Source organism: uncultured Leptotrichia sp. (assembly GCF_938036635.1).
GTDB classification, from domain to species: domain Bacteria; phylum Fusobacteriota; class Fusobacteriia; order Fusobacteriales; family Leptotrichiaceae; genus Leptotrichia; species Leptotrichia hongkongensis.
Window position 1 is genome coordinate 1 of sequence record NZ_CALHQO010000512.1, and the last position, 2,308, is coordinate 2,308.

2 protein-coding genes are annotated in these 2,308 nt (G+C 28.1%); both read left to right on the forward strand.

Features of this window, described 5'->3' with window-relative positions:
- Positions 1 to 463: 463 nt before the first annotated feature.
- A complete protein-coding gene (locus Q0370_RS10270) occupies positions 464 to 1,222 on the forward strand; it encodes a tRNA threonylcarbamoyladenosine dehydratase (RefSeq protein ID WP_299575389.1) in 759 nt (252 codons plus the stop codon).
- Positions 1,223 to 1,369: 147 nt separating this feature from the next.
- Positions 1,370 to 2,308: hypothetical protein (locus Q0370_RS10275; RefSeq protein ID WP_299575390.1), on the forward strand; the 939-nt coding region annotated here is incomplete at its 3' end.

Consider the following 2,308-nt stretch of genomic DNA (forward strand, 5'->3'; position numbering starts at 1 on the left):
TGTTTTAATAAACCGACGGAGCTTTTATTTGTTCAACTACGACTGTTTGACGACTATAAGGAGGAGTTTCGGAGTTGGGCAAATAAAAGTCGTAGTCTAGCCATAGGTATTGTGTAGAACTCTTTCCACAATTTTAATTATCAGGATAAATTTTTCAGGCAAAATAAGAATTTACAGCAATTAGTAATCCTGTGAAAAAATAGTAAAACAGAAACTGTACTAAGAATAAGAAACTTTAATTCATTACTAAAATAGTATACAATTCAAAAATTTATTAAACATTTATTACTTAATCGCAGATTTATAGTATAAAAATAGAGTAAATTAAAGGTGACAAATAAAAACTTTATAATAAAAAAATTTATACTCTCACTATTTACATTTTCTAGATTTATGATATAATATGAGAAAATTTTAGATAGAGAAAAGAAAAATGTATATTGAAAGGGGAAACAATTTAAAAATGAGTGATAAAAATCAGACATTTGCTAGATTTTCTATGATGGTTGGGGAAGAAGGGATTGAGAAATTGGGAAAATCTAGAGTTATAATTTTTGGAGTTGGCGGGGTTGGCTCTTATACTGTGGAGGCTTTGGTACGTGCAGGAGTTGGGCAAATTACTATGGTTGATTTTGATGAGATTTCGGAGTCGAATATTAATAGACAGCTGCATTCACTTAGAAGCACAATAGGCAAGTCTAAGATTGATGTTATGAAAGACAGAATTTTGGATATTAATCCAGATTGTAAGGTTGAACTTGTAAAAAGATTAGTTTATGACGATGTGGATGAAGTTTTGGGAAATAACAAATATGATTTTGTCGTGGATGCTATTGATGTCATTGGAAGCAAGATTAATTTGATTGAATATTGTGCGAAAAATAACATAAACATTATTTCTTCAATGGGATTTGGGAACAAGATGCACCCTGAAATGATAGAAATTGCAAAAATAAAAAATACCTCTGTTTGTCCGATGGCAAGAACTATCAGAAGTATTTTGAAAAAGAAAGGGATTACAAATGTTCCAGTTGCATTTTCAAAAGAAATACCTGTACAGCCAAATAAGTCAGAACTATTTAAGGAAGAATTGCCAACTGAATTTAGGGAAAATAATAAAATTCCGAGAAAAACTACGCCTGGAAGTAATTCGTTTGTCCCAGGAGCAGCTGGTCTTGTACTAGCTTCTTATGTAGTGAGAAAGTTATTGGAGTGGGATTAAATATAGGTAATGTTAAATATCTTAATTATTTAAATTATTTAACAACTTAGTTTTAATATTATAACTTTTAAAATAAATTATTAAGCAAGTTTGTACCTATTAATAAATGTTTGAAAACAGTTGAAATAAAAAAAGGAGTGAAATTGATTGGAAGAAAGAAAAGAAGCTGTATTAACAGTAAATGAAGAAAAAAAGATAAAAAAAAATAAGAAAAATGATTTTCCTAAATGGGAATCAGATAACAAGAACCCATTGGTTAAAATATTAATTGTAATTGGACTGATTTTATGTATTTTTGGAATAATGGATAAAATCTTTGAACATACGATTTTTAACTTTTTTAAAAATTTAACAATGCCATATTTGGAAAAAACTTATGAAGAATCTAAAAAGATGTTTTTAACATTGTCACTTTTGAAAGGAACCACGGATATTATTGAAGGTAGCACAGTTAATGTCAGTATGATTGTTGGAATGGAAATTGAGATTGGAGATATTATTCAGCCTATTTACGATATGATAAATATTTTATGGAAAGTATCGCTTGCGAGCGTTGTTATACTGAAGCTGGAAACTATTTATTATGAAATTTTTAAAGTAAAATTGGCTACAATCTTGACGTTTATTTCATTAATCACAATTTTTCCATATACTATTTATAAAAACAAAGTTACAAGAATTTTTAGAAAGATTTCTAAATATTCGTTTTTCATATTACTTTATATTTACATAGTTTTACCAAGTGCGATATTTGTAAACTCGACAATTTCGAGCTATTTTGAAAAAGAATATAAAGAGCCTGCAATTGTTGAGCTAAATCAAGATCTAGGAAAATTGAATAAAGTAAAAGATGAAATGCTTTCATTAGATCAATCAAAAAGTATTTTTAATATTCCAGGACAAATTGACAGTGCAAAAGTAAAGATTGATAATTTCACAAAAGAAATAAATGTTATCTCAAAAGACTTGGTTGAAAATACGCCAGTTATTATTGGAATAATTTTATTGACATCAATAGTATTGCCATTATTAATAGCGATTTTGCTTTATGTAGTGACAAAGTCGATTGTTTTTGAGAAAATTGCT